At 63.8% G+C, this 24,561-nt stretch carries 21 protein-coding genes; 17 read left to right on the forward strand and 4 right to left on the reverse strand.

The features are described from left to right. The first annotated feature begins 68 nt into the window (after positions 1-68). From PI87_RS16035 to msrQ, 5 genes are all read left to right on the forward strand, one after another. Positions 69-497 (forward strand): COG4315 family predicted lipoprotein, encoded by a 429-nt coding sequence (locus PI87_RS16035; RefSeq protein WP_039598718.1) that lies wholly within the window; start codon positions 69-71, stop codon positions 495-497. Between the two features lie 28 nt (positions 498-525). Next, positions 526-1,071 (forward strand): RNA polymerase sigma factor, encoded by a 546-nt coding sequence (locus tag PI87_RS16040; protein ID WP_039598719.1) that lies wholly within the window; start codon positions 526-528, stop codon positions 1,069-1,071. Between the two features lie 8 nt (positions 1,072-1,079). Next, positions 1,080-1,964: an anti-sigma factor family protein gene (locus PI87_RS16045; RefSeq protein ID WP_039598720.1), complete on the forward strand. Its 885-nt coding sequence runs from the start codon at positions 1,080-1,082 to the stop codon at positions 1,962-1,964. Positions 1,965-2,063: 99 nt separating this feature from the next. Beyond that, on the forward strand, positions 2,064-3,059 hold the full coding sequence (msrP, locus tag PI87_RS16050) for a protein-methionine-sulfoxide reductase catalytic subunit MsrP (protein ID WP_039598721.1): 996 nt from the start codon (positions 2,064-2,066) through the stop codon (positions 3,057-3,059). Positions 3,060-3,071: 12 nt separating this feature from the next. Continuing rightward, positions 3,072-3,731 (forward strand): protein-methionine-sulfoxide reductase heme-binding subunit MsrQ, encoded by a 660-nt coding sequence (gene msrQ / locus PI87_RS16055; protein ID WP_039598722.1) that lies wholly within the window; start codon positions 3,072-3,074, stop codon positions 3,729-3,731. A gap of 66 nt (positions 3,732-3,797) precedes the next feature. Here the strand turns inward: msrQ and lysA are convergent, their stop codons facing one another. Beyond that, on the reverse strand, positions 3,798-5,057 hold the full coding sequence (gene lysA / locus PI87_RS16060; RefSeq protein ID WP_039598723.1) for a diaminopimelate decarboxylase: 1,260 nt from the start codon (positions 5,055-5,057) through the stop codon (positions 3,798-3,800). A 66-nt stretch (positions 5,058-5,123) separates the two neighbouring features. Then, positions 5,124-5,354 carry an LPS translocon maturation chaperone LptM gene (lptM, locus tag PI87_RS16065; protein ID WP_039598724.1) on the reverse strand — a complete coding sequence of 77 codons (231 nt, stop codon included), beginning with the start codon at positions 5,352-5,354 and terminating at the stop codon, positions 5,124-5,126. A gap of 127 nt (positions 5,355-5,481) precedes the next feature. On the opposite strand from lptM, the gene cyaY reads away from it, so the two are divergent. Next, entirely contained in the window at positions 5,482-5,823 is a 342-nt protein-coding gene (gene cyaY / locus PI87_RS16070; RefSeq protein ID WP_039598725.1) for an iron donor protein CyaY, read from the forward strand. 69 nt (positions 5,824-5,892) lie between these two features. Here the strand turns inward: cyaY and PI87_RS16075 are convergent, their stop codons facing one another. Beyond that, positions 5,893-8,316: a penicillin-binding protein 1A gene (locus PI87_RS16075; RefSeq protein ID WP_039598726.1), complete on the reverse strand. Its 2,424-nt coding sequence runs from the start codon at positions 8,314-8,316 to the stop codon at positions 5,893-5,895. 442 nt (positions 8,317-8,758) lie between these two features. On the opposite strand from PI87_RS16075, the gene pilM reads away from it, so the two are divergent. The 9 genes from pilM (at position 8,759) to PI87_RS16120 (ending at position 17,622) form a co-directional block, all read left to right on the forward strand. Then, on the forward strand, positions 8,759-9,829 hold the full coding sequence (gene pilM / locus PI87_RS16080; RefSeq protein WP_198139571.1) for a type IV pilus biogenesis protein PilM: 1,071 nt from the start codon (positions 8,759-8,761) through the stop codon (positions 9,827-9,829). Positions 9,830-9,838: 9 nt separating this feature from the next. Beyond that, positions 9,839-10,468, forward strand: coding sequence for a PilN domain-containing protein (locus tag PI87_RS16085; protein WP_039598728.1), 630 nt, complete (start codon positions 9,839-9,841; stop codon positions 10,466-10,468). Between the two features lie 2 nt (positions 10,469-10,470). After that, the gene (locus PI87_RS16090) at positions 10,471-11,130 is read left to right on the forward strand and encodes a type 4a pilus biogenesis protein PilO (RefSeq protein ID WP_039598729.1); all 660 of its coding nucleotides are present in this window, start codon (positions 10,471-10,473) and stop codon (positions 11,128-11,130) included. Continuing rightward, positions 11,127-11,672, forward strand: a complete 546-nt coding sequence (locus tag PI87_RS16095) for a pilus assembly protein PilP (RefSeq protein ID WP_039598730.1) — start codon at positions 11,127-11,129, stop codon at positions 11,670-11,672. Before PI87_RS16090 ends, PI87_RS16095 begins: the two co-directional genes overlap by 4 nt. Positions 11,673-11,674: 2 nt before the next feature. After that, positions 11,675-13,813: a temperature dependent type IV pilus secretin PilQ gene (gene pilQ, locus PI87_RS16100; RefSeq protein ID WP_332308703.1), complete on the forward strand. Its 2,139-nt coding sequence runs from the start codon at positions 11,675-11,677 to the stop codon at positions 13,811-13,813. Between the two features lie 140 nt (positions 13,814-13,953). Beyond that, a complete protein-coding gene (locus PI87_RS16105; RefSeq protein WP_198139572.1) occupies positions 13,954-14,526 on the forward strand; it encodes a shikimate kinase in 573 nt (190 codons plus the stop codon). Next, complete coding sequence (gene aroB, locus PI87_RS16110; protein ID WP_039598733.1) at positions 14,523-15,629, forward strand: 3-dehydroquinate synthase; 1,107 nt, start codon at positions 14,523-14,525, stop codon at positions 15,627-15,629. Before PI87_RS16105 ends, aroB begins: the two co-directional genes overlap by 4 nt. 19 nt (positions 15,630-15,648) lie before the next feature. Further along, positions 15,649-16,815, forward strand: coding sequence for a deoxyguanosinetriphosphate triphosphohydrolase (locus tag PI87_RS16115; RefSeq protein WP_039598734.1), 1,167 nt, complete (start codon positions 15,649-15,651; stop codon positions 16,813-16,815). 81 nt (positions 16,816-16,896) lie between these two features. Beyond that, entirely contained in the window at positions 16,897-17,622 is a 726-nt protein-coding gene (locus tag PI87_RS16120) for a carbonic anhydrase (protein ID WP_039598735.1), read from the forward strand. Positions 17,623-17,772: 150 nt separating this feature from the next. Here PI87_RS16120 and PI87_RS16125 read toward each other — a convergent pair whose 3' ends face one another. Next, complete coding sequence (locus PI87_RS16125) at positions 17,773-18,447, reverse strand: OmpW/AlkL family protein (protein WP_039598736.1); 675 nt, start codon at positions 18,445-18,447, stop codon at positions 17,773-17,775. A 271-nt stretch (positions 18,448-18,718) separates the two neighbouring features. Here PI87_RS16125 and PI87_RS16130 point away from each other — a divergent pair, with 271 nt between their 5' ends. Both PI87_RS16130 and PI87_RS16135 read left to right on the forward strand, forming a co-directional pair. Next, the gene (locus PI87_RS16130) at positions 18,719-19,444 is read left to right on the forward strand and encodes a transposase (protein WP_039598737.1); all 726 of its coding nucleotides are present in this window, start codon (positions 18,719-18,721) and stop codon (positions 19,442-19,444) included. 262 nt (positions 19,445-19,706) lie between these two features. Further along, the gene (locus tag PI87_RS16135) at positions 19,707-24,449 is read left to right on the forward strand and encodes a glutamate synthase-related protein (RefSeq protein WP_039598876.1); all 4,743 of its coding nucleotides are present in this window, start codon (positions 19,707-19,709) and stop codon (positions 24,447-24,449) included. Positions 24,450-24,561 lie beyond the last annotated feature (112 nt).

The raw sequence follows: 24,561 nt of genomic DNA on the forward strand, positions 1-24,561 counted from the left end.
CGTGTTTACTGCTCTGTGTGGGCGCCCGTTTTTCCCTCTTCGGCGCCCCTCCATCCAAGGAGAACAAGATGAGCCAGTCCGCAGCTTCCCCCCTGTTGTCCAATGCCCGCCTGGCGCTCGCCGGTGCCGTGGCGCTTGCTGCACTCGGTTTGGCGGGTTGCAGCAGCATGGGCATGGGGATGTCGTCCACGCCGTCGGCTGTCAAGGTTGCGAACGGCGCGCTCACGGATCAGCACGGCATGTCGCTGTACATGTTCGATCGCGATACCACCGCGGGCAAGAGTGCCTGCAACGGCAACTGCCCGAACGTCTGGCCGCCGCTGGCAGCCAATGACGCCGACAAGGCTTCCGGCGACTACGCCATCATCATCCGCGACGATGGCAAGAAGCAGTGGGCCTATCGCGGCAAGCCGCTTTACCTGTTCAGCAAGGACAAGATGCCCGGCGACCAGACCGGCGATGGTTTCCTGAACATGTGGCACGTCGCCAAGCCGTAAGCGCACGACCTGTCACCCTCGCGTGCCCATGACCGATCTCGCCGGCCGCCTGATCGCGCTGACGCCACGTCTGCGCCGTCACGCCCGCGGCCTGGTGGGTGACGCCGCCCGCGCTGATGATCTCGTACAGGACACGCTGGAACGCGCCTGGCGCTTCCGCTGGCGTTTCCAACTGCGCCCGAGATTTGGCGCCGCGAGGGGCGAGAGCGACGGGCTGTTCGCGTGGCTGCTGACCATCATGCACCGTCTGCACCTGAACGCCGTGCGCCGGCCGGATCGGATTGAGTTGACCGATACGCCGCCCGACATCCCTGTCGACGAAGACCCCGGCCTGCGCCGCGATTTGCTGCGTGCGCTGGCCACGCTGCCGGAGGATCAACGCGCCGTGCTGCTGCTTGTCGGGCTGGAGCAGCTCGCCTACAAGGAAGCCGCCGACGTGCTCGGTGTGCCACTGGGCACGGTGATGTCACGCCTGTCGCGGGCGCGCGAGCGGATGCGAGCGGCGCTGGAAGGGACATCCACCGCGCCGGGATCTTCCGGCGATGGCAGCACCGCGCTGCACCGAGTGAAGTGAGGCCGACCATGTCTGCCGATTTTTCCCACGCCGCCATCCACATCGACGAACTTCACGCCTATGCCGATGGCCGCCTGGCCGCCGCGCGCCGCGCTGCCGTGGAGGCGTACCTTGCCGCGCACCCCGGTGCGGCCGCTGAGGTGGCCGGCTGGCGCAAGACCGATGCGCAGCTCCATCGCGTGCTCGATCCGCTGCTCAACGAGCCGGTGCCGCCGCGACGCATTCCGGCGGCCGTCCTGGCTGCCGCGCAGCAACCGCAACCTGCGCGCGGCTTTGGCGCGATGCGTGGCTGGAGCGCACTGGCACTGGGTGTGGCATGTCTGGCCATCGGTGCCGGTGCGGGCTGGCTCAGCCGGGGTGCCGTGGAGGGCACTGTGCCGATGCAGCGCTTTGCCAACGACGCACTCGTGTCGCACGTCGTCTTCTCACCCGAGTCGAAGCATATGGTGGAGGTGCCGGCCAACGAAGAGGCCCATCTCGTCACATGGCTGTCGCGGCGGCTGGATGCGCAACTGCACGTCCCTGATCTGACGCCGCTCGGCTACCGGCTCATTGGCGGGCGCCAGACCGTGGTGGCCGATGCACCCACTGCCATGCTGATGTACGAGGGACCGGACGGCACGCGCATCTCCGTGCAGTTGCGGCGCATGCCGAACAACCGCGACACCGGCTTCCGCCTGGAAACGCTGACGCCAGACAACCGGGTGCTGCAAGCGATTCATCCGGCGGTCGATCACCCGCAGCCGATGGCGTTCTACTGGGCCGATCACGGGCTCGGGTTTGCTGTATCGGGGCCGCTGGCACGGACGCAGTTGCTGGAAGTGGCGCAGACCGTGTTCCGGCAGTACAGCGAATTCACCGAAGCCGCCGGGGCGCCGCGGAAGAAGGAATAGCGCCGCAGAAATTTTTTCGCCGTGCGCTGTCAGGTCGGCGGCGCCGGTGCGACCAAGACACATGGGAGCGAGACTCCCGCACAACGAGGACCACCGATCATGCTGATCAAGACCGACCGCTGGCTGCGCGGCGAAGACATCCCCGCTGGCGAGATCACGCCGCAGCACATCTTTGAGCAGCGCCGCCGCTTCCTTGCTGCCGCTGCCATGGGTGCTGCAGGTGCGACGCTGGCACCGTGGGCATCGCGCGAAGCTTTTGCCGCCAATGCGCCACTGGCCAAACTGGCCGCCAAGCCCAATCCCGCGTACACGATTGTCGAGAAAGCCACGCCGTACGATCAGGTCACCACGTACAACAACTTCTACGAGTTCGGCACCGATAAGTCCGACCCCGCGCGCTACGCCGGCACGCTGCGCCCGCACCCCTGGCAAGTCAGCGTGGAAGGGCTGGTGAAATCGCCCAAGACCTACGACCTGGACGACCTGATGAAGCTCGCCCCGATGGAAGAGCGCATCTACCGCCTGCGCTGCGTCGAGGGCTGGTCGATGGTGATTCCGTGGGTGGGCTTTCCGCTGGCCGAGCTGATCAAGCGGGTGGAACCGCAGGGCAGCGCCAAGTACATCCAGTTCATCTCGTTGGCTGATAAGCGGCAGATGCCCGGCGTCTCCAGCCCCGTGCTGGAGTGGCCGTATAGCGAGGGCCTGCGCCTGGACGAAGCGATGCATCCGCTCGCGCTGTTGACGTTTGGCCTCTACGGCCAAGTGCTGCCGAACCAGAACGGCGCGCCGGTGCGCGTGGTCCTGCCGTGGAAGTACGGCTTCAAGAGCGCCAAGTCCATCGTCAAGATCCGCTTTGTCGACAAGCAACCGCCGACGAGCTGGAATATCGCCGCGTCCAACGAATACGGCTTCTACTCCAACGTGAACCCGACCGTGGATCACCCGCGCTGGAGCCAGGCCACCGAGCGCCGCATCGGCGAGGACAAGGGCGGCTTTGGCGGCCTGTTCGCGCCCAAGCGCAAGACGTTGATGTTCAATGGCTACGATCAGGTCGCGCCGCTGTATGCGGGCATGGATCTGCGCAAGAACTTCTGAGGGCGCGACGACATGAAACTGCTGCCGCCCATGCTGTCGCCCAAACAACTGCGCGTGCTGAAGATCGCGGTGTGGCTGGTGGCGCTCGTGCCGTTCCTGCGCATCGTCGTTCTGGGCGCGACCGACCAGTTCGGGCCGAATCCGCTGGAGTTCGTTACGCGCTCGACCGGTACGTGGACGCTGGTGCTGCTGTGCTGCACGCTGGCCGTCACGCCGCTGCGTCGGCTCACGGGCATGAACTGGCTGATCCGCATCCGCCGCATGCTGGGGCTGTACACATTCTTTTACGGCACGATCCACTTCCTGATCTGGCTGTTGGTCGATCGCGGGCTCGATCCGGCATCGATGTTGAAGGACATCGTCAAGCGGCCTTTCATCACCGTGGGCTTTGCGGCCTTCGTGCTGATGATTCCGCTGGCGGCCACGTCGACCAACGCGATGGTGCGCAGGCTGGGCGGCAAGCGCTGGCAGTGGCTGCACCGCCTCGTGTACGTCACGGGCGTGCTCGGCATCCTGCACTACTGGTGGCACAAGGCCGGCAAGCACGACTTTGCCGAGGTGTCGATCTATGCAGCGGTGATGGCCGTGCTGCTGGGGCTGCGCGTGTGGTGGGCGTGGCGCGGTGCGCGGCAGGGCGCATTGGCCGGTGGCCCGGTGCCGGTGCGCGATTGACACCGATCACGCCCATGAAAAAAGCCGACGTATGAACGTCGGCTTTTTCTTTGCGGTGATGCGCGCTTAAGCAGGGAACAGGTGCTCGCCGCGGATCTGGTCTTCAAAGCACTCGCGCTCACGCGCCAGGTGGACCTTGCCGCCGTCAACGATGACCTCGGCCGCACGGTTGCGCGTGTTGTAGTTCGAGCTCATCGTGAAGCCGTACGCACCGGCCGACAGGATCGCCAGCAGGTCACCGGCTTGCACGGCCAGCGAACGATCACGGCCGAGCCAGTCGCCCGATTCGCACACCGGGCCGACCACGTCGTAGACGACCGGCGCGCTTTCGCCTTCGCGCACCGCAACGATGTGGTGATAGGCCTCGTACATGGCCGGACGGGCCAGGTCATTCATTGCCGCATCGACGATGCAGAAGTTCTTGCTGGCACCCGGCTTGAGGTATTCGACGCGCGTGAGCAGCAGACCGGCGTTGCCCACCAGCGAGCGGCCCGGCTCGAACAGCACGGTGCGATCGCCAAAGCCGCGCTGCTCCACGCGGTCCAGCAGCGTGCGCGCGAAGGCGGTGATGTCCGGCGGCGTCTCGTCGGTGTAGGTGATGCCCAGGCCGCCACCCACGTCGATGTGCGACAGGCGGATGCCCTCGGCATCGAGCTTGGTCACCACATCCAGCACCTTGTCCAGCGCATCCAGGTACGGCGACACCTCGGTGATCTGCGAGCCGATATGGCAGTCGATGCCGACCACGCGCAGGTTGGGCATCGCGGCAGCGGCGCGATAGGTCGGCAGCACCTCGTCGAAGGCCACGCCGAACTTGTTGCCCTTCAGGCCCGTCGAGATATACGGGTGCGTCTTGGCGTCCACGTCCGGGTTGACGCGCAGCGACACCGGTGCGGTCTTGCCCATCGATGCGGCCACGTCGTTCAGTCGGTGCAGCTCGGGAATCGACTCCACGTTGAAGCACGCCACGCCGACTTCCAGTGCGAAGCGCATTTCATCTGCGCTCTTGCCCACGCCCGAGAACACCACCTTCGAGGCCGGTGCACCGGCAGCCAGCACGCGCTTGAGTTCCCCGGCCGAGACGATGTCGAAGCCCGCGCCCAACTGCGCGAACACCTGCAGGACGGCGATGTTTGAGTTGGCTTTGACGGCGTACTGCACGTGCGCATTGCGGCCCTCGCACGCAGCGGCGTAGGCGCGATAGTTGGCTGTGAGCGCAGCGCGCGAATACACGTAGGTGGGCGTGCCGAACTGCGCGGCAATCGCGTCGAGCGCGACGCCTTCGATCATCAGGGCGCCGTCCTGGCGGATCAGGGACTCGGACATGAGTGAGGGGCGATCATGGCGCTGCCGTGGGTAGGGCAGGCAGCGCCGGTTGAGAGGAGAAGCGGATCAGCGGTTGGCAGGCACCGCGCTGGCGGGGTTCGCCGCGGGTTTGGCGCCCGGCACCGGCGGCTGTGGCACGGCGTTCGGGCCGGCGATGCCAGGGTCGGTGGCTTCAGGCGCGGTCGGAGCCGGCGGCACCTTCGGCATGTAAAGCGGCCCGCGAATCCCGCAGCCGGAGAGGGCCAAGGCCGTCAGGGTCAGGCCGACAGTGGCTACAATGGCGGCGATTCGTATCATCGGATGGTGGTGCGGAAAAGAGCCCCAAGGGTGCAACCTTGCGGCAATCAGAGTCACATGGGGCGAGGCGCTAAAACGGTCGAAAAAGGCCGGTGTGCCGCGCCCGCGCAAGATTTTGGAGTGTAGCATGCCCCCCCTGACCGAATCGGAGTTCCTGGCCCTGGCCGACAAGGAGCTTTCCTGCATCGAAAGCATTGTCGAGGCGGCTGCCATTGAGGTGGATGCCGACATCGAAGTCAGCCGCGTCGGCAACGTGCTGACGCTCGAATTCGACGACGGCTCCAAGATCATCATCAACAGCCAGGCGCCGATGCAGGAACTGTGGGTGGCGGCACGTGCCGGCGGTTTCCACTTCCGCCACAACGACGGCCGCTGGACCGACACGCGTAGCAGCGAAGAGCTGTACGTTGCCCTGTCGCGCTACGTCAGCCAGCAGTGTGAAGTGGATGTGACGCTGGCTGCCAACTGACGCCACGCATCATCCGCCGCACCAAAGAAAAGCCGCCCCGAAGGGCGGCTTTCTTGTTGGCGACGGCGCTTAGTTGCCGCGGAACATGTCGAGAATCTTCTGCTTCTCCTGTTCCGGCGTCGGCGCCAGATTGATGCCTGGTTGCGGCTGATCGCCGCCCGGCGCCGAGGCCGGCCCCGACGCCCCCGGCATTGCATCGCCCAGGCCCACCGAGGCAATGCCCTGGCCGTTGGCGTATTCCTCATACGCCCAGTCGCCGGCCATCTGCACCACACCTTCGGGCGGCTGGCGTTCCGTTTGCGGTTCGCCCTTGAGGGCGTAGCCCATGTAGTTGATCCAGATCGGCAGGGCCAGGCCACCACCGGTTTCGCGGTCGCCCAGGCTGCGCGGGTTGTCGTAGCCCATCCAGGCCACGCCGACCAGCTTGGGCGTGTAGCCGCAGAACCACGCGTCGAACGAGTCGTTGGTGGTACCCGTCTTGCCGGCCATGTCGTTGCGGCCGAGCTTGACCTTGGCCTGATAGCCCGTGCCGTTCGCCACCACGCTGCGCAGCAGCGAGTCCATGATGAAGTCGTTGCGCGGATCGATCACGCGCACGGCGTCCTTGGAGGCCGTCATCGGGTGCGTCTGCTGGATGACTGTGCCGCGCGCATCGACCACGCGATCGATGATGTACGGGTTGACGCGGTAGCCGCCGTTGGCGAACACCGAATACGCGCCGGCCATCTGCAGGATCGTCACCGAGCCCGCGCCCAGTGCCATCGGCAGATAGGCGGGGTGCTTGTCCGCCTCAAAGCCGAAGCGCGTGATGTATTGCTGCGCGTACTGCGTACCGATGGTGCGCAGGATCCGCACGGACACGAGGTTCTTCGACTTCTGCAGCGCGCGGCGCATCGTCATCGGGCCGTCGTAGCCGCCGCCGTAGTTCTTCGGCTCCCACACCTGGCCGCCGGTGTCGCCGGTCGGGATCGACAGCGGCGCATCGTTGATCACCGTGGACGGCGAAAAGCCCTTGTCCACCGCTGCCGAATAGATGAACGGCTTGAAGCTCGAACCCGGCTGGCGCCACGCCTGCGTGACATGGTTGAACTTGCTGCGGTTGAAGTCGAAGCCGCCGACCATCGAATAGATCGCGCCCGTTTGCGGGTCCAGCGAGACAAAGCCCGACGCCACTTCCGGCAACTGCGTGATCGACCACTTCTGCGTCTTGGCATCCTGGATCACGCGAATGACCGCGCCCGGACGCAGCTTGATCTTCGGCTGCGCGTTGGCCGACAGCGCGGCCTGTGCGAACCGCAGGCCGTCGCCCGCCAGATCGATCGTCTCGCCTGACAGCATGGTCGCGCGCACCAGCTTGGGCGCCACGCTCACCACCACGGCCGATTGCAGGTCGTCGCTGCTCGGGTGTTCCAGCAGGGCGTCGTCGATGGCCTGTTCGCGGTCGTCCGCGTCGGCTGGCAGATCGATGAAGGCCTCGGGGCCGCGGTAACCGTGGCGGCGCTCGTAATCAAGAATGCCGCGGCGCACGGATTGATACGCGACGTCCTGGTCGCCCTTGCGCAGCGTGGTGTAGACGGTCAGGCCACGCGTGTAGGTCTCTTCACGGTACTGCGCGTACATGAGCTGGCGCACCATTTCCGCCACGTACTCGGCGTGCACGTCGAACTCATGGCCCTCGCTGCGCACCGGCAGTTGCTCGTTGATGGCTTGGGTGTATTGCTCCGGCGTGATGTAGTGCAGGTCGCGCATGCGCTGCAGGATGTACTCCTGGCGCACCTTGGCGCGCTTGGGGTTCACCACCGGGTTGTACGCAGACGGCGCCTTCGGCAGACCGGCCAGCATGGCGGCCTCGGCCAGGGTGATGTCCTTGATGTTCTTGCCGAAGTAGATCTGCTCGGCGCTGGCAAAGCCGTACGCGCGCTGGCCGAGGTAGATCTGGTTCATGTACAGCTCAAGAATCTGGTCCTTCGTCAGGCTGGCCTCGATCTTGTACGACAGCAGCATCTCGTACAGCTTGCGCGTATACGTCTTCTCGCTCGAGAGGAAGAAGTTGCGCGCCACCTGCATGGTGATGGTCGACGCGCCCTGCGACAGGCCGCCGTGCAGGTTGGCCAGGCCTGCGCGCAATACGCCGACGAAATCCACGCCGCCGTGCTCGTAGAAGCGGTCATCTTCAATGGCGAGCACCGCGCGCTTCATCACGTCGGGCATCTGCGTGATCGGCACGAAGCTGCGGCGTTCTTCACCGAATTCACCGATGAGGACGTTGTCGGCGGTATAGACGCGCAGCGGAATCTTCGGGCGGTAATCGGTGATGGCGTCGAGCGACGGCAGGTTGGGCGCGGCCACCAGCAGGGCATAGCCCAGCAGCAGCGCCCCGACGACCCCCATGGCAACGAACAGGCCGAGCATCCAGAGAAGCAGGCGCGCCCACAGCGGGCGGCGGGCTTTGGGCGGCTTGGGCGAGGCTGGGGTGGTTTGGGCAGTAGCCATTACAAGGGGTGTCTGTCAGCGTGGCGGCGATTATATCTTCGGGACCGATAGGGTCCGGCCGGTGAGGGCGTAACAGCGCGTAACGACTGTCACGCCGGCGGCGCGCGCTGCACTTGTGCGGCGTACCCAGCACTGCGTGCGCGAGAATTGTGCGCTCGCACTAGCCTGATTCAAGGCCGTGAAGAATCCGCCGTTAGAAGTAGACGAAGCGGAAAGCAAGTCAGACGAAAGGGGTATCCCCCGACCGTGGGGTTTTGACAACGCTTTGCGAATCGGCGCCAGCGAAATGCATCGCGGCCCGCTGGAGCGTTTGCCTGTTCTAAAGGATTTTGTGAGAATCCAGCAGCAAATCCATGCAGGCTATGGCGCACGTTGGACGTGGAGCGGGCGCCAGGGTTCAAAAATATATAAACGGTGGGGTGTCTCTGTGCGACGGGGTTTGTTGTCCGGCCTGCTGCGCCGCAATATCGTCGGGATTGATATCGGGTCTTCCAGCGTCAAAGTGGTGGAGCTATCCGCCAATGGCAAGCAGGGAGATTTCCGTCTCGAGAAATGCGCCAGCGAGCTGATTGAACGCAGTGCCGTGGCTGACGGCAATCTGGTCAACATCGATGCGGTGGGCAGCGCGCTCAAGCGCGCCATCGCCAAGGCTGGCATTCGCAGCAAGGATGCCGTACTGGCCATTCCTTCCAGCCTGACGGAATCGCAAACTGTCAGCCTGCCTGACAACCTGACCGAGGACGAGCTCTTCGTGCAGGTCGAGAGCGAGGCCAACCGGCTGTTTCCGCCCTCGCAGAACGTCAATTTCGACTATGTCGTGATCGGTCCGTCCGAAACCGAGGGCGGGGTCGGCGTACGCGTGACGGCCACCGTGTCGGAACGCGTGACCGAACGCGTGACCGCCGCTGAGATGGCCGGTCTGAAGCCGATCGTCATGGACGTCGAGGAGAACGCCATCCAGCGCGCCATGACGCACATGCTGGCGGTCAAGCAGGACGCCTCCGAAACCGAGATGCGCGACATGCCTGTGGTGGCGATGTTCCATCTGGGCGGCGCCCGCTCGCACGCCCTGTTCTACCAAGGCTGGAAAGAGCTGTACGAGCAGCCGCTCTCGGGCTCGGGCGACCAGCTCACGCAGAGCATCTCGCGCCTGTTCTCGCTCGACCTGCTCAAGGCCGAGGTGAAGAAGCGTAAGAACACGCTGCCCGACGAATACCGCAGCCAGTTGCTCAAGCCGTCGCTGGAAACGCTGGCGATGGAAATCAGCCAGGCCATCCAGAACTTCATGTCGACCTCGAGCGTCGGCCGGGTCGACGAGATCGTGCTCTCGGGCGGCCACGCATCGTTGCTGGGCGTGCAGACCGCCATTCAGCAGCAAACGCAGATCAACACGACGCTGGCCAACCCGTTTGCCAACATGGGCGCGGCCAAGAACGTCAACGCGCGTTATCTGCAGCGCGATCTGCCGGCGTACATCGTCAGCGCGGGCCTGGCCCTGCGCGGGCTGCAATAAGGAGGGGCGATGGCCAACGAAAGCGTCAACGCGCTCCCGAGCGTCAACCTGCTGCCGTACCACGCCGAGCGGCGTGCGGACAAGCGCAAGAAAGTCTTCATGGGCCTGGGCGGCGCGGCCGTCGCGGGCGCCCTGGTGGTGTTCCTGGGCGGCATGGTGATCGATCACCAGACCGAAGAGGCGCAGCGCATCAACGACATCCTCACGCAGAAGAACGCGGCGATGGACAAACAGATCGTTGAGGTGAATACACTCAAGAAAGACATCGAAGACCTGCTGCAGCGCCAGCAGGCGGTCGAGAGTCTGCAGAACGAGCGCAATCGCCCGGTGCAGTTGCTGGAGGAGCTGGTGCGCCAAGTGCCGGAAGGCGTCTACCTGACCTCGTTCAAGCAGGATGGTGACAAGTTCACGATTTCCGGTGTGGCGCAGTCGAATGAGCGCGTGTCTGACCTGCTACGCAACCTGGGCGCAGTGCCCTGGCTGGATCACGCCGAGCTGGGTGAGTCTGTTGCCACCACCATGACGAATAACCTGAAGGAACAGCGCCGCCTGTTCAATTTCACCGTCCGTTTCCAGTGGAAGGCCGAGCAAGCAGCGCCGGCCAAGCCTGGTGCGGCCAGCGCAGTGGCGGGGAAATAACCATGGCTCTCTCGACCGATATCTCGCTGGAAGACCTGGTCAGCCAGTTCCGTGGACTGAACCTGAATGAGCCGGAAACTTGGCCAATCGCTCCACGCATCCTGTTCATGATCCTCGCTGCCGTGCTCGTGCTCGTGCTGGGCTGGCAGTTCTACTGGAGTGGCAAGTTCGATGAGCGTGACGCCAAGCGCAACGAGCAAGAGCAGTTGAAATCCGCTTATCAGAGCAAGCTTGCCCAGGTGGTGAACCTCGAGGCGCTGCGTAAGCAGAAGGTCGAGGTGGAGCAGCGCGTCGCCAAGCTCGAACTGCAACTGCCCAACAAGACCGAGATGGATGCGTTGCTGGCTGACGTTAACCACGCCGGTATCGCGCGTGGGCTGACGTTCGATCTGTTCCGCCCGTCTGCCGCTGTGATCAAGCCGTACTACGCCGAGATTCCTGTCGCCGTGAAGGTAAACGGCCGCTATCACGACATGGCGCTGTTCGCTGCTGACGTGGCTGCGCTGTCGCGGATCGTCACGCTGCAGAACATCGCGCTGACCGGCAACAAAGACGGCAGCATGGTGATGGAAGCGCGCGCAGAAGCCTACCGTGCGCTCGACCCGGATGAGCAGGCGGCGCAGCGCAAAGCGAATGCTGCCGGCAAGGGAGGCGCTAAATGAAGGGCCAGACCTTGAGCCGCGCCCGGATGTCTCCGCTCGTGTGCGTTGCGCCGCTATGCCTGGCCGTCGTGCTGACCGCGTGCGGTGCGAACGCGGATGACGAACTGGATCAGTGGATGCAGCAGGCGCGCAACAACGTCAGCACCAGACTGGCACCGTTGCCGGAACCGAAACCTTACGCGCCGCGCGAATACACGACCACCAAGCAGACCGATCCGTTCAGTGTGCAGAAGGTGGCGGAGCTTTCGCGTGCGCAGAACGAATCGCCGGAACCGAACCGCCGTCGCGAGCCGCTGGAAGACTATCCGCTGGAAGCCTTCAAGCTGCTTGGGACGATGAAGCGCAACGGCGAGACGGAAGGCGTCGTGTCTGTCGGGGACAAGACGCAACACGTGCATGTGGGGCAGTACATCGGACAAAACTATGGTCGTATCGTCCGCATCGGCGATCAGGAACTCACCCTGCGTGAGCTGGTGCGCGAAGGCACGACCGAATGGAAAGAAAAAATGACTACCCTGAAAGTTCAGGAGGGCGCGCAATGACGATGCGTCTCGTGAAGGGCGGCCTGGCGCAGGCTGCTCGAGTGGCCCGGGGGGGCGCAGCTGCATGGCTTTCGCTGTGCATGTTCATGGTGGCGGGTCAGGCGCTCGCGCAGCAGGCCGCCGTCGCCGGCAACGCTATCGAGAAGGTGGAGCAGGCCACGGCCGGTGAGTCCACTGTTGTGACCGTCACCTTGAAAGATGCACCCGCCCAGAAGCCGGTGGAGTTCAGCACGCAGCAGCCTGCGCGCATTGCGATCGATTTCTTTGGCGCAAGCTTCGCTCAGGGGCGCGTCAATTATCAATATGGCGGCAAGCTGCTGCGTTCGGCCAACGTCGTGCAGATCGGCGACCGTACCCGTGTCGTGCTCGACTTGGCGCGCCAGACGCAATACAAGTCGGAAGTGCGTGGCAACCAGTACGTGCTGACGCTGGAAGCAGCGCCGGTTGCTGCTGCCGTGGCGGCGCCGACGTTCTCCGCGCCGGCACCCGTCGCGGGCGCCCAGCGCCCCGCGGTGCGCAACGTCGATTTCCGCCGCGGTGATGACCTCGCCGGTCGCGTGGTGGTGGACCTGTCGACGGCCAACTCCGCGATCAACATTGCCCAGCAAGGCCAGAACCTGGTGGTCGACTTTGTGGGCGCGACGCTGCCGCAATCGCTGCGTCGTCGCTATGACGTGAGCGACTTCGGTACGCCGGTGCAGGCGATGCGCGCCACTGATAACGGTACTGGCGCGCGCCTGATCATCGAGCCGCGCGGCAACTGGCAGTACAGTTCGTACCAGACCGACACGCAGTTCGTGGTGGAGGTGCGCCCGACCAAGGAAGATCCGAACAAGCTGATTTCCGGCCCCGGCTACCGTGGTGAGCGCCTGTCGCTGAACTTCCAGAACATCGACGTGCGCTCGCTGCTGCAGGTCTTTGCGGACTTCACCAACCTGAACATCGTCACCAGCGACAGCGTGACGGGTACCCTGTCGCTGCGTCTGAAGGATGTGCCCTGGGATCAGGCGCTACAGATCGTGCTGGATTCCAAGGGCCTGGCCTCGCGTCGCAACGGCAACGTGCTGTGGGTCGCGCCGCGTGGTGAGCTGGCAACGAAGGAAAAGGCTGAACTGGAGTCGCAGCAACAGGTGACTGAATTGGAGCCGCTGCGTAGCCAAGTATTCCGCCTGAACTATCAGCGTGCGGATGATGTGCGCAACATGCTGATGGGTACCGGGGCTGGTGCTGGCGCGGTGGGCGGTACGACATCTCGGATTCTCTCCAAGCGGGGCTCGCTGACTTCGGATGGACGTACCAATCAGCTGTTTGTGTCGGACATTCCGAGCAAACTGGAGGAGGTTCAGGCATTCCTGCAGAAGATCGATATCCCGGTTCGCCAAGTGGTGATCGAGGCGCGCATTGTTGAGGCGACGGACTCGTTTAGCCGTAACCTGGGTGCCAAGCTGGGCTTTACCGCCAAGAACAACGGGGCTTCGGTCAGCAACACTTATGGCAATGTAACGGCACCGATCACGGGCGGCACGGTCGACAACACCCCGGCGATCAGCTTTCCTGCCGCCCCTATTAACGGCGCGAACGCTGCCAGCCTGGCTGTCAGCCTGTTTAACGCGGGTGCTGGCCGTTTCTTGGCGTTGGAGCTCTCGGCGCTGGAGGCCGATGGCCAAGGCAAGATCATCTCCAGTCCGCGCATTGTGACCGCCGACAACATCAAGGCGCTGATCGAGCAGGGTACCGAGATCCCCTATCAGTCGGCGACGTCTTCCGGGGCGACTTCGGTGTCGTTCAAGAAGGCCAATCTGAAGCTGGAGGTCACGCCGAAGATTACGCCGGATGGCAATATCTTCATGGATGTCGATGTCACCAAGGACAGCCCGAACACCAGCCTCTCGACCCCCGGCGGGATTGCCATCGACACCAAGCATGTGCAGACGCAAGTGCTGATCGAGAACGGCGGCACGGTCGTGATCGGTGGCATTTATACGCAGAACGAGTCCAACAGCGTGAGCAAGGTACCGCTGCTGGGCGATATCCCGGTGGTGGGCAACCTGTTCAAGACCACTGGCAAGATCAACAACCGCACCGAGCTGCTGGTGTTCCTGACGCCTCGTGTGGTGTCGGACCAACTGTCACTGAAGTAATCGGCAGCCCGGAGTCGTTCTCTGCGAAGCCCGGCCTCCTCACGGAGCGCCGGGCTTTTTTGTGTTCTGCAACTGGGTTTGCGCTGGATGATGGGCAAATGCCACTACAATCAGGCTCAAATTTCTGATTTCACGCGATTTTGTCTGTTTCCAACGTTTTTTTCGTCGGCCTGATGGGCGCGGGCAAGACCACGGTCGGCCGGGCGGTTGCACGCCGGCTTGATCTGCCGTTCTTCGACTCCGACCACGAGATCGAAGCGCGTTGCGGCGTACGCGTGCCCATCATCTTCGAGCACGAGGGTGAGATGGGCTTTCGCGACCGCGAAACCCACATGATCGACGAATTGACCGCACGCAGCGGCGTGGTCGTCGCGACGGGCGGTGGTGCCGTGTTGCGGCCCGAGAATCGCGCCTTCCTGCGTGCGCGCGGCACCGTCATCTACCTGCGCGCCAATCCGCACGACCTGTATCTGCGTACGCGGCACGACAAGAATCGGCCGCTGTTGCAAACGGAAAACCCGCGCGCCAGGCTCGAAGAACTGCACGCGATTCGCGATCCGCTGTACCGCGAGGTGGCACACTTTGTCATCGAGACCGGCAAGCCCACCGTCGCCCAGCTTGTTAATATGGTGCTGATGCAACTTGAGGTGGCTGGCATCGTGGCACCGCCCGCAGACCCCTCCACCTCCTCGCAAGTCTCCCCCCAGTCATGATTACCGTCGATGTCGACCTCGGCGAGCGCACCTATCCGATTCATATCGGGTCGGGGCTGATCTCCCAGGCAGCACTGTTTGCTCCTCACATCCGCGGCGCGCGTGCCGTGATCGTCACCAACGAGACCGTTGCGCCGCTGTATGCCGCCAAGGTTGAGGCGGCCGTCCGTTCGCTCGGCAAGGTCGTCGACACGGTTGTGCTGCCTGATGGCGAATCGTTCAAGAAGTGGGACACGCTCAACCGCATTTTTGATGCGCTGCTGACGGCGGGTGCGGACCGCAAGACCACGCTCATCGCCCTGGGTGGCGGCGTGATCGGTGATATGACCGGCTTTGCTGCCGCCTGCTATATGCGCGGGGTGCCATTCATCCAGGTGCCGACGACGCTGCTCTCGCAGGTGGATTCCTCCGTGGGTGGCAAGACAGGCATCAATCACCCGCTGGGCAAGAACATGATCGGCGCGTTCCATCAGCCGCAGGCGGTGCTGGCTGATATCGACACGCTGCGCACGCTGCCCGCGCGCGAACTGGCTGCCGGCATGGCCGAGGTCATCAAGCACGGCGCAATTGCCGATGCCGATTACTTCGCCTGGATCGAGCAGAACATCGACGGCCTGAACAACTGCGATGCCGATCTGATGACCGAAGCCGTACGCGGTTCGGTGCGCATCAAGGCATCTGTGGTGGCGCAGGACGAGCGAGAAACCGGCCTGCGTGCCACGCTCAATTTCGGCCATACCTTCGGCCATGCCATCGAGGCTGGCCTGGGTTATGGTGAATGGCTGCATGGCGAGGCCGTCGGCTGCGGCATGGTGATGGCGGCCGATCTGTCGCATCGCCTGGGCTTTATCGACATCGATACGCGCAACCGCATCACCGCACTCACGCGCGCAGCCAACCTGCCGACCGTGGCGCCGGACCTGGGGCTGGAGCGTTTCATCGAGCTCATGCGCGTCGACAAGAAGGCCGAGGCCGGTGAGATCAAGTTCGTGCTGCTGCGCAAGCTGGGCCAGGCCTTCGTGACCGCTGTGCCCGACGCCGATTTGCGCACCACCCTGCAGCACGCCGTGCTGCGCCCACCCACCGAGGCGCCCGTCGCCTGACGCCGGAAGAGATGGCCTGATGAACGATCGACTCGATTTGCCACCCGCGCCGTTCGATCTCGAAGGCCATCTCGCTCCCTACGCCGCGCATGCGGCGCAGACGCGCGGCCGCGTGCACGCCGAGCCGCCATCCACCTCGCGCACCGAGTTCCAGCGCGACCGTGACCGCATCATCCACAGCACGGCGTTCCGACGACTCGAGTACAAGACGCAGGTCTTCGTGAACCACGAGGGCGACCTGTTCCGCACGCGTCTTACGCACAGCCTGGAAGTCGCGCAGATCGCCCGCTCGATCGCGCGCAGCCTGCGGTTGAACGAAGACCTGGTCGAAGCGATTTCACTCGCACACGACCTGGGTCACACGCCGTTTGGCCACGCCGGGCAGGATGCGCTCAACGATTGCATGAAGCCGTATGGCGGCTTCGAGCACAACCTGCAGAGCCTGCTGGTGGTCGATCGGCTGGAAGAGCGCTACGGCGGCTTTGACGGTTTGAACCTCACGTTCGAGACGCGCGAGGGCATCCTCAAGCATTGCTCTCGCAACAACGCGGCCACACTGGGTGATCTGGGGCGGCGCTTTCTCGAAGGGCAGCAGCCGTCGCTGGAAGCGCAGCTCGCCAACTTGGCGGATGAGGTTGCGTACAACAATCACGATATCGACGACGGTTTGCGCTCCGGCCTGATCACGTTGGAGCAGTTGGAAGACGTGCCGCTGTGGGCGATCCACCGCCGTGAGGCGGAGGCCGCGTTCCCTGAGGTGGGTGGCCGGCGCCTGATCAACGAGACGATCCGCCGCATCATCAATGCGCTGATTGTCGATCTGATTGCCACCACGCGCGCGGGCATCGCCGAGGTTGCGCCGCAGAGTATCGACGACGTGCGTGCAGCGCCTGCGCTGGTGGCGTTCTCTGAGCCGATGCGCGAAGAGGCACGCGTGCTCAAACGCTTCCTGTTCGACAACCTCTACCGCCACTACCTCGTGATGCGCATGGCTGCCAAGGCGCGCCGCATCATCGATGACCTGTTCGGCGCATTCCTCGACGATCCGCGTCTGCTGCCGCCGCAGTACCAGGCCACGGCCAATCCCGAGGAGCAGCCGCGCTGGATCGCGCACTACATTGCCGGCATGACGGATCGGTACGCCATCAAGGAGCATCGCCGCATCTTCGCGGTCGACATGGTGTGAGTCGGTTATCGGATTAATCTGAGTGACGGGGCCATGCGTGGTGCCTACGATGGGCGTGTTTCCATCGCAAGGTCAATTTTCATGTCACGTCTCGTTTTTGCATTGCTTGTCGCTTCGACATTCAGCGCGCACGCCGCCAGCCCGGCCGATCATTTCGACTATCAGCATCAGTCCGAATGGCATGCAGTGCATGACGCGTTCCAATCGCCCATCGACATTCATACCGCCGATGCGGTTGCCGTCGACGAAGACGAACCCGATGCCGTTCAGCCGCACTACGGGATGCTTGCCGGCATGGTTGTCGATACGGGCCACGCTTTGCAGGTGAATGTGCCTGGCGGCGATGCGAAGATCCGAGGCCGCCGATTCGTACTGCGCCAGTTCCACTTCCACGCACACAGCGAGCACACGATTGACGCCAAGTTGTTCCCGGCCGAGGTGCATCTCGTGCACGTGGCGAAGGATGGCCGTATGGCGGTGATTGGCGTGATGCTGGAAGAGGGCGCTGCCAACCCCGCGCTTGACGCCGTACTCAAGGCTGCGCGCAAGGGCGAGGCGCACGAAGTGCCCGCCATCCGCCCGGCGGACTTGCTGCCCAAGAGTGACGCCTATTACCACTACCTCGGCTCGCTGACCACGCCGCCGCTGACCGAGAATGTTGAGTGGTATGTGCTCAAGCAGCCGATCACGGCATCGCCCGCGCAGCTCGATGCGCTGCGCAGCTTCTATGCTGACAACTTCCGCCAGCCCCAGCCGCTGGAGGGACGTGTCGTTACCCAGTTCGATCCAGCGGCGCCCAAGAAGTAAGCGCCCAAAAAAAATGCCCGGCCGCCCCAACGCATGCCGGGCCGAACGCGCCAACCATCGTCGACGAGCGCCCCCGCCGTCGACGACCCCTGCGGCACGTCGGAAAAGTCGATCAGAAGACCGTCTGTTCGCTGATCGTCTCCCTAAAAGTTAAAAGCGGTAGCCCAGACCGATACCCAGCAGCCACGGGTCGACCTTGACCTTGCTGATGGTCTGGCCCGCCATCTTCACGTCGGCGCTGATCCAGGTCTTTTTCAGGTCCATGTTGAAGTACACGCGGTCGGTCAGGCGGTAGTCGAAGCCGACCTGCAGCGCGGGGCCGAAGCTGTTCTTGGAGAGGTCCAGCGGGCCGATGCCCGGCACCTGCAGGTTCACATCCGAGATGCGCGTGTAGTTGATGCCGGCGCCCACGTACGGCTTGAAGCGCGATTCCGGCGTGAAGTGGTATTGCAGCGTCAGGATCGGCGGCAGGTGGCGGAAGTCGCCAATCTTGGTCGGGCCGCCCAGCGCACTCTTCATGACCGTGACGTCCTGCTGCTGCGGGTAGGTCAGGATCAACTCGGCCGCGATATGCGGCGTGAAGAAGTACGAAACGTCCAGCTCGGGAAACGCCTTGTTGTTGATCTGGATGGCGTCGGACGGTATGGCCAGCGCGCCAACCGGATCAGATTTGTTGGCAGCCGTCAGGTTGACGGCGCGCAGACGCACCATCCAGTTGCCGGTAGCCGGCGGCAGGTCCGTGCTCTGGGCAAAGGCGGACGGGCTGAAGATGCCAGCAAGGGCACCGGTGATTGCCGCAGCAGTGGCGAGGCGTGCAAAAGCCATGAAACGCTCCCTCTCGATATCGTCTTGTGAATGTGACGGGAGCCAGTCTCGCGGCAATGCGGGCCGGCCGATTTGCGCGGGATCAATTCGGGAGGCGGGCTGAAGCCCCGGGCGCCCTGCGGTTTGACATCGGGCAAATCCGACCGCGAATGTGGCCGATTCTCGTTGCACTTGGGCGACAGCCGAGGCGCAACCGTTTGCTGCGAAAAAATTGGGGACAGATTCGGCGCCATCACGCTACGATGGGCGCTTTCTCCGCCGACTTTTCGCCATGGCACGCCTGCCTCGCCTCAGCCCCACCGATGTTCCTGTGCACGTGTTGCAGCGCGGCAACAACCGCCAGGCCGTGTTTCGCACGGACGAGGACTACGCCTTCTACCTCGACACGCTGCGCATGGCGGCGCGCGAGCATGATTTCGCCATCCATGCCTTCTCGTTGATGCCCAATCACGTGCATCTGGTGGGTACGCCCAAGGTGGCAGACAGCCTGTCACGCACGCTACAGGCCGTAGGGCGGCGCTATACGCGCTACTTCAATGGCGCCGCTGATCGCAGCGGCACGCTATGGGAGGGGCGCTTTCGTTCGACCGTGCTGGATCCGGCTGAATGGGTGCTGCCGATGTTGCTGTACGTCGAGTCCAATGCCGTTCGAGGCGGTCTCGTCACGACACCGGACGATGATCGATGGAGCACGTATCGCCACCACGTCGGTATCCAGTCGATTCCGTGGGTGAGTGATCACTATTGCTATTGGCGGCTTGGAAACACGCCATTTGAGCGCCAATCTCGCTATCGGACGCTTTGGCACGAGGGGCTTGGCTCCGATCAACTCACGCAGATCCGGCAACATGTGCACAGCGGCTGGCCGCTTGGCGGGGAGGCTTTCCTGGCCACGCTGGCGCGTGCCGGCGGCCGTCGGGTCGCGCCGCTACCTAAAGGGCGACCACCACGCAAAACCGCAGAAGTGGGGGCAGAGGGCACCGCGACCGCAGAATAGTCGAACGTGGAAGCGATCGTTCGCAGGTGCATTCATCTGCACCAATTTAATCTGTCCCCATTTATAAACCCGCACCGATGACGTGCATTTATTAATTTACTCCGACCCCATTTAAAAACTTTTGCCTGTTACGGACCGCTCTTTTATATTCGTTCCACCCGCATACATGGTGCGGCGCGTCATTGCTTGTTTGCCCACCGCATCCGCACCCACCGCGAGGGCCTTCTACGGCGTGCTGTACCGACAACATCGGAAGATCGCCGTGGAACAACATTCCTTCCCCACCGCGCCCCAGAGCGCTGAATCGACGACCGGCGTGCCGTCGTCCCAAGGTCTGTACGACCCGACCAACGAACACGACGCTTGCGGCGTCGGCTTCGTCGCACACATCAAGGGCAAGAAGAGCCACGAGATCGTCCAGCAGGGTCTGCGCATCCTGCACAACCTCGACCACCGGGGCGCCGTCGGCGCTGACCCGCTGATGGGCGACGGCGCGGGCATCCTGCTGCAGATTCCCGACCAGTTCTATCGTGAAGAGATGGCGCGCCAGGGCGTGAACCTGCCGCCGGCCGGCGAATACGGCGTCGGCATGATCTTCCTGCCGAAGGAACACGCTTCGCGTCTGGCGTGCGAACAGGAACTGGAGCGCACCGTGCGCCTGGAAGGCCAGGTCGTGCTGGGCTGGCGCGATGTGCCGGTCGACAAGACCATGCCGATGTCGCCCACGGTGCAGAAGACCGAGCCGGTGATCCGCCAGATCTTCATCGGGCGCGGCCGCGACATCATGACCACCGACGCGCTGGAGCGGAAGCTGTACGTGATCCGCAAGACCGCCAGCCACGCCATCCAGGCACTCAAGCTCAAGCATGGCAAGGAATACTTCGTGCCGTCGATGTCGGCGCGCACGATCGTCTACAAGGGCCTGCTGCTGTGCGAGCAAGTTGGTCGCTATTACCAAGACTTGGCGGACCCGCGCACGGTGTCGGCGCTGGCGCTGGTGCACCAGCGTTTCTCGACCAACACCTTCCCGGCCTGGGAACTGGCGCACCCGTACCGCATGGTGGCGCACAACGGCGAAATCAACACCGTCAAGGGCAACGTCAACTGGATCAACGCCCGTACGGGCGGCATCTCGTCGCCGGTGCTGGGCGACGACCTGCCCAAGCTCTGGCCGTTGATCTATCCGGGCCAATCGGATACGGCATCGTTCGACAACTGCCTCGAGCTGCTGACGATGGCGGGCTACCCGCTGGCCCAGGCGATGATGATGATGATTCCGGAAGCGTGGGAGCAACACACGCTGATGGACGACAACCGTCGCGCCTTCTACGAATACCACGCCGCGATGATGGAGCCGTGGGACGGCCCCGCCGCCATCTGCTTTACCGATGGCCGCCAGATCGGCGCAACGCTCGACCGTAACGGCCTGCGTCCGGCACGCTACTACGTGACCGACGACGACATGGTCGTGATGGCCTCGGAAGCCGGCGTGCTGCCGATCCCCGAGTCGCGCATCGTCAAGAAGTGGCGCCTGCAGCCGGGCAAGATGTTCCTGATCGACATGGAGCAGGGCCGCATCATCGACGACAAGGAACTCAAGGACAACCTGGCCAACGCCAAGCCGTACAAGAGCTGGATCGACGCCGTGCGCATCAAGCTCGACGAGCTCGAAGCCAAGCCGGAAGACGTGGCCGCTGAAACGAAGCCGGCCGCCAAGCTGCTGGATCGCCAGCAGGCCTTCGCCTACACGCAGGAAGACGTCAAGTTCCTGATGACCCCGATGGCCGCGAACGGCGAAGAAGCCGCCGGTTCGATGGGCAACGACAGCCCGCTGGCTGTCCTGTCGAGCAAGAACAAGACGCTCTACAACTATTTCAAGCAGTTGTTCGCGCAGGTCACGAACCCGCCGATCGACCCGATCCGCGAAAACGTGGTGATGTCGCTCGTCTCGTTCATCGGGCCGAAGCCGAACCTGCTGGAGCTGAACAACATCAACCCGCCGATGCGTCTTGAAGTGAGCCAGCCTGTGCTGGACTTCAAGGACATGGCGAAGATCCGCAACATTGAGCACTACACCGGCGGCAAGTTCATGGCTTACGAGCTGAACATCTGCTACCCGGTGGCGTGGGGCAAGGAAGGTATTGAAGCGCGCCTGGCCTCGCTGTGCGCCGAGGCCGTGGATGCCGTCAAGTCGGGCTACAACATCCTGATCGTGTCGGACCGCGCGGTCGACGAGAAGCAGGCCGCCATTCCGGCGCTGCTGGCCACGTCCGCCATCCACCATCACCTGGTGGAGAAGGGCCTGCGCACGAGCACGGGTCTGGTGGTCGAAACCGGTTCCGCACGTGAAGTGCACCACTTCGCCCTGCTGGCGGGCTACGGCGCAGAAGCCGTGCACCCGTACCTGGCGATGGAAACGCTGGCCGAGCTGGCACCGGGTCTGGGCCTGACCGCCGAGAAGGCGATCTACAACTTCACCAAGGCGATCGGCAAGGGCCTGCACAAGGTGATGTCCAAGATGGGCATCTCGACGTACATGTCGTACACCGGCGCGCAGATCTTCGAAGCGATCGGCCTGTCGCGCGAGCTGGTGGACAAGTACTTCCACGGCACCGCATCGAACGTGGGCGGCATCGGCATCTTCGAAGTGGCGGAAGAAGCCCTGCGTCTGCACCGCGACGCCTTTGGCGATGCGCCGGTGCTGGCCAACATGCTGGATGCCGGCGGCGAATATGCCTACCGCGTCCGTGGCGAAGAGCACATGTGGACCCCGGATTCGATCGCCAAGCTGCAGCACGCCACGCGCGCGAATTCGTATCAGACGTACAAGGAATACGCCAACCTGATCAACGACCAGAGCAAGCGCCACATGACGCTGCGCGGCCTGTTCGAGTTCAAGGTCGACCCGGTGCGCGCGATTCCGCTGGAAGAAGTGGAGTCGGCCAAGGAGATCGTCAAGCGTTTCGCCACCGGTGCAATGTCGCTGGGTTCGATTTCGACCGAAGCGCACACCACGCTGGCTGTGGCGATGAACCGCATCGGCGGCAAGTCGAACACGGGTGAAGGCGGTGAAGACGAGCGCCGTTATCGCAACGAACTGCGCGGCATTCCCATCAAGCAGGGCACCAAGCTGTCGGACGTGATCGGCCGCGAAGTGGTCGAGCGCGATCTGGAACTGCAAGAGGGCGATTCACTGCGCTCGAAGATCAAGCAGGTGGCGTCGGGCCGCTTTGGCGTGACGGCCGAATACCTGGCCTCTGCCGATCAGATCCAGATCAAGATGGCCCAGGGCGCCAAGCCTGGCGAAGGCGGTCAACTGCCTGGCCACAAGGTCACGGACTACATCGGCAAGCTGCGTTACGCCGTGCCGGGCGTGGGCCTGATCTCGCCGCCGCCGCACCACGACATCTATTCGATCGAAGATCTGGCGCAGCTCATCCACGATCTGAAGAACGTGAACCCGGCATCGGACGTGTCGGTCAAGCTGGTGTCGGAAGTGGGCGTGGGCACGGTGGCTGCAGGTGTCGCCAAGGCCAAGGCCGATCACGTGGTGATCGCTGGTCACGATGGCGGTACCGGTGCTTCGCCGTGGTCGTCGATCAAGCACGCCGGTACGCCGTGGGAACTGGGCTTGGCCGAGACGCAGCAGACGCTGATGCTCAACGGTCTGCGCAACCGCATCCGCGTGCAGGCTGACGGTCAGATGAAGACCGGCCGCGACGTTGTGATCGGCGCGCTGCTGGGCGCGGATGAATTCGGCTTTGCGACCGCACCGCTGGTGGTCGAGGGCTGCATCATGATGCGCAAGTGCCACCTGAACACCTGCCCGGTGGGCGTGGCGACGCAGGATCCGGTGCTGCGCAAGAAGTTCTCGGGCAAGCCCGAGCACGTGGTGAACTACTTCTTCTTCGTGGCTGAGGAAGTGCGCGAGATCATGGCGCAACTGGGCATCCGCTCGTTCAACGAGCTGATCGGCCGCGCAGATCTGCTCGACACGAAGTCAGGCATCGAACACTGGAAGGCACGCGGTCTGGACTTCGCGCGCATCTTCTACCAGCCGGCCAAGAAGGAAGGCGAGCCGTGCTACCAGGTCGACGTGCAAGACCACGGTCTGGACCGCGCGCTGGATCATCAGCTCATCGAGAAGGCCAAGGCGGCAATCGAGAAGGGCGAGCGTGTCTCGTTCATCCAGCCGGTGCGCAACGTCAACCGGACCGTGGGCGCGATGCTCTCGGGCGAAGTGGCCAAGCGCTACGGCCACGAGGGTCTGCCGGATGATTCCATCCACGTGCAGATGCAAGGCACGGCGGGTCAGTCGTTCGCGGCGTTCCTGGCGCACGGCGTGACGCTGGACTTGGTGGGCGATGGCAACGACTACGTGGGCAAGGGCCTGTCGGGCGGCCGCGTGATCGTGCGCCCGCCGCATGAGTTCCGTGGCGAGCCGACGTCCAACATCATCGTCGGCAACACCGTACTGTACGGTGCGCTGGCCGGTGAGGCGTTCTTCAACGGCGTGGCCGGCGAGCGTTTTGCGGTGCGCAACTCCGGCGCCACCACGGTGGTGGAAGGCACCGGCGACCACGGCTGCGAATACATGACCGGCGGCACCGTCGTCGTGCTGGGCGCCACCGGCCGCAACTTTGCGGCAGGCATGTCGGGCGGCGTGGCCTACGTCTATGACGAAGACGGCCTGTTCGACAAGCGCTGCAACACCGCGCAGGTCGCGCTGGAGTCCGTGCTGTCGTCGGCTGATCAGGAGAAGGCGCACACGCAATCGACCTGGCACAAGGTGGACGGCGAGCGCGTGCTCGACGAGCAACTGCTCAAGGCGCTGGTGGAAAAGCACTTCCGCTACACCGGCTCCGAGCGCGCCAAGGAACTGCTGGCCGACTGGAGTAACGCACGCCGCCGCTTCGTCAAGGTCTTCCCGACCGAGTACAAGCGCGCGCTGACCGAGATGTACGAGCGCGAACAGGAAGCCGCCCGCGAACAGATCGCGGCCTGAGCTGATTCCAAGCGACTTGGCGGGTGGCTGATTGAATGATCGGCCACCCGCCGCACCGAATACAACGAACCACACAAGACAGCTCGATGCGCCTGTGCAGGCAGCATCGGGC

Source organism: Ralstonia sp. A12 (assembly GCF_000801955.1).
Taxonomy (GTDB): domain Bacteria; phylum Pseudomonadota; class Gammaproteobacteria; order Burkholderiales; family Burkholderiaceae; genus Ralstonia.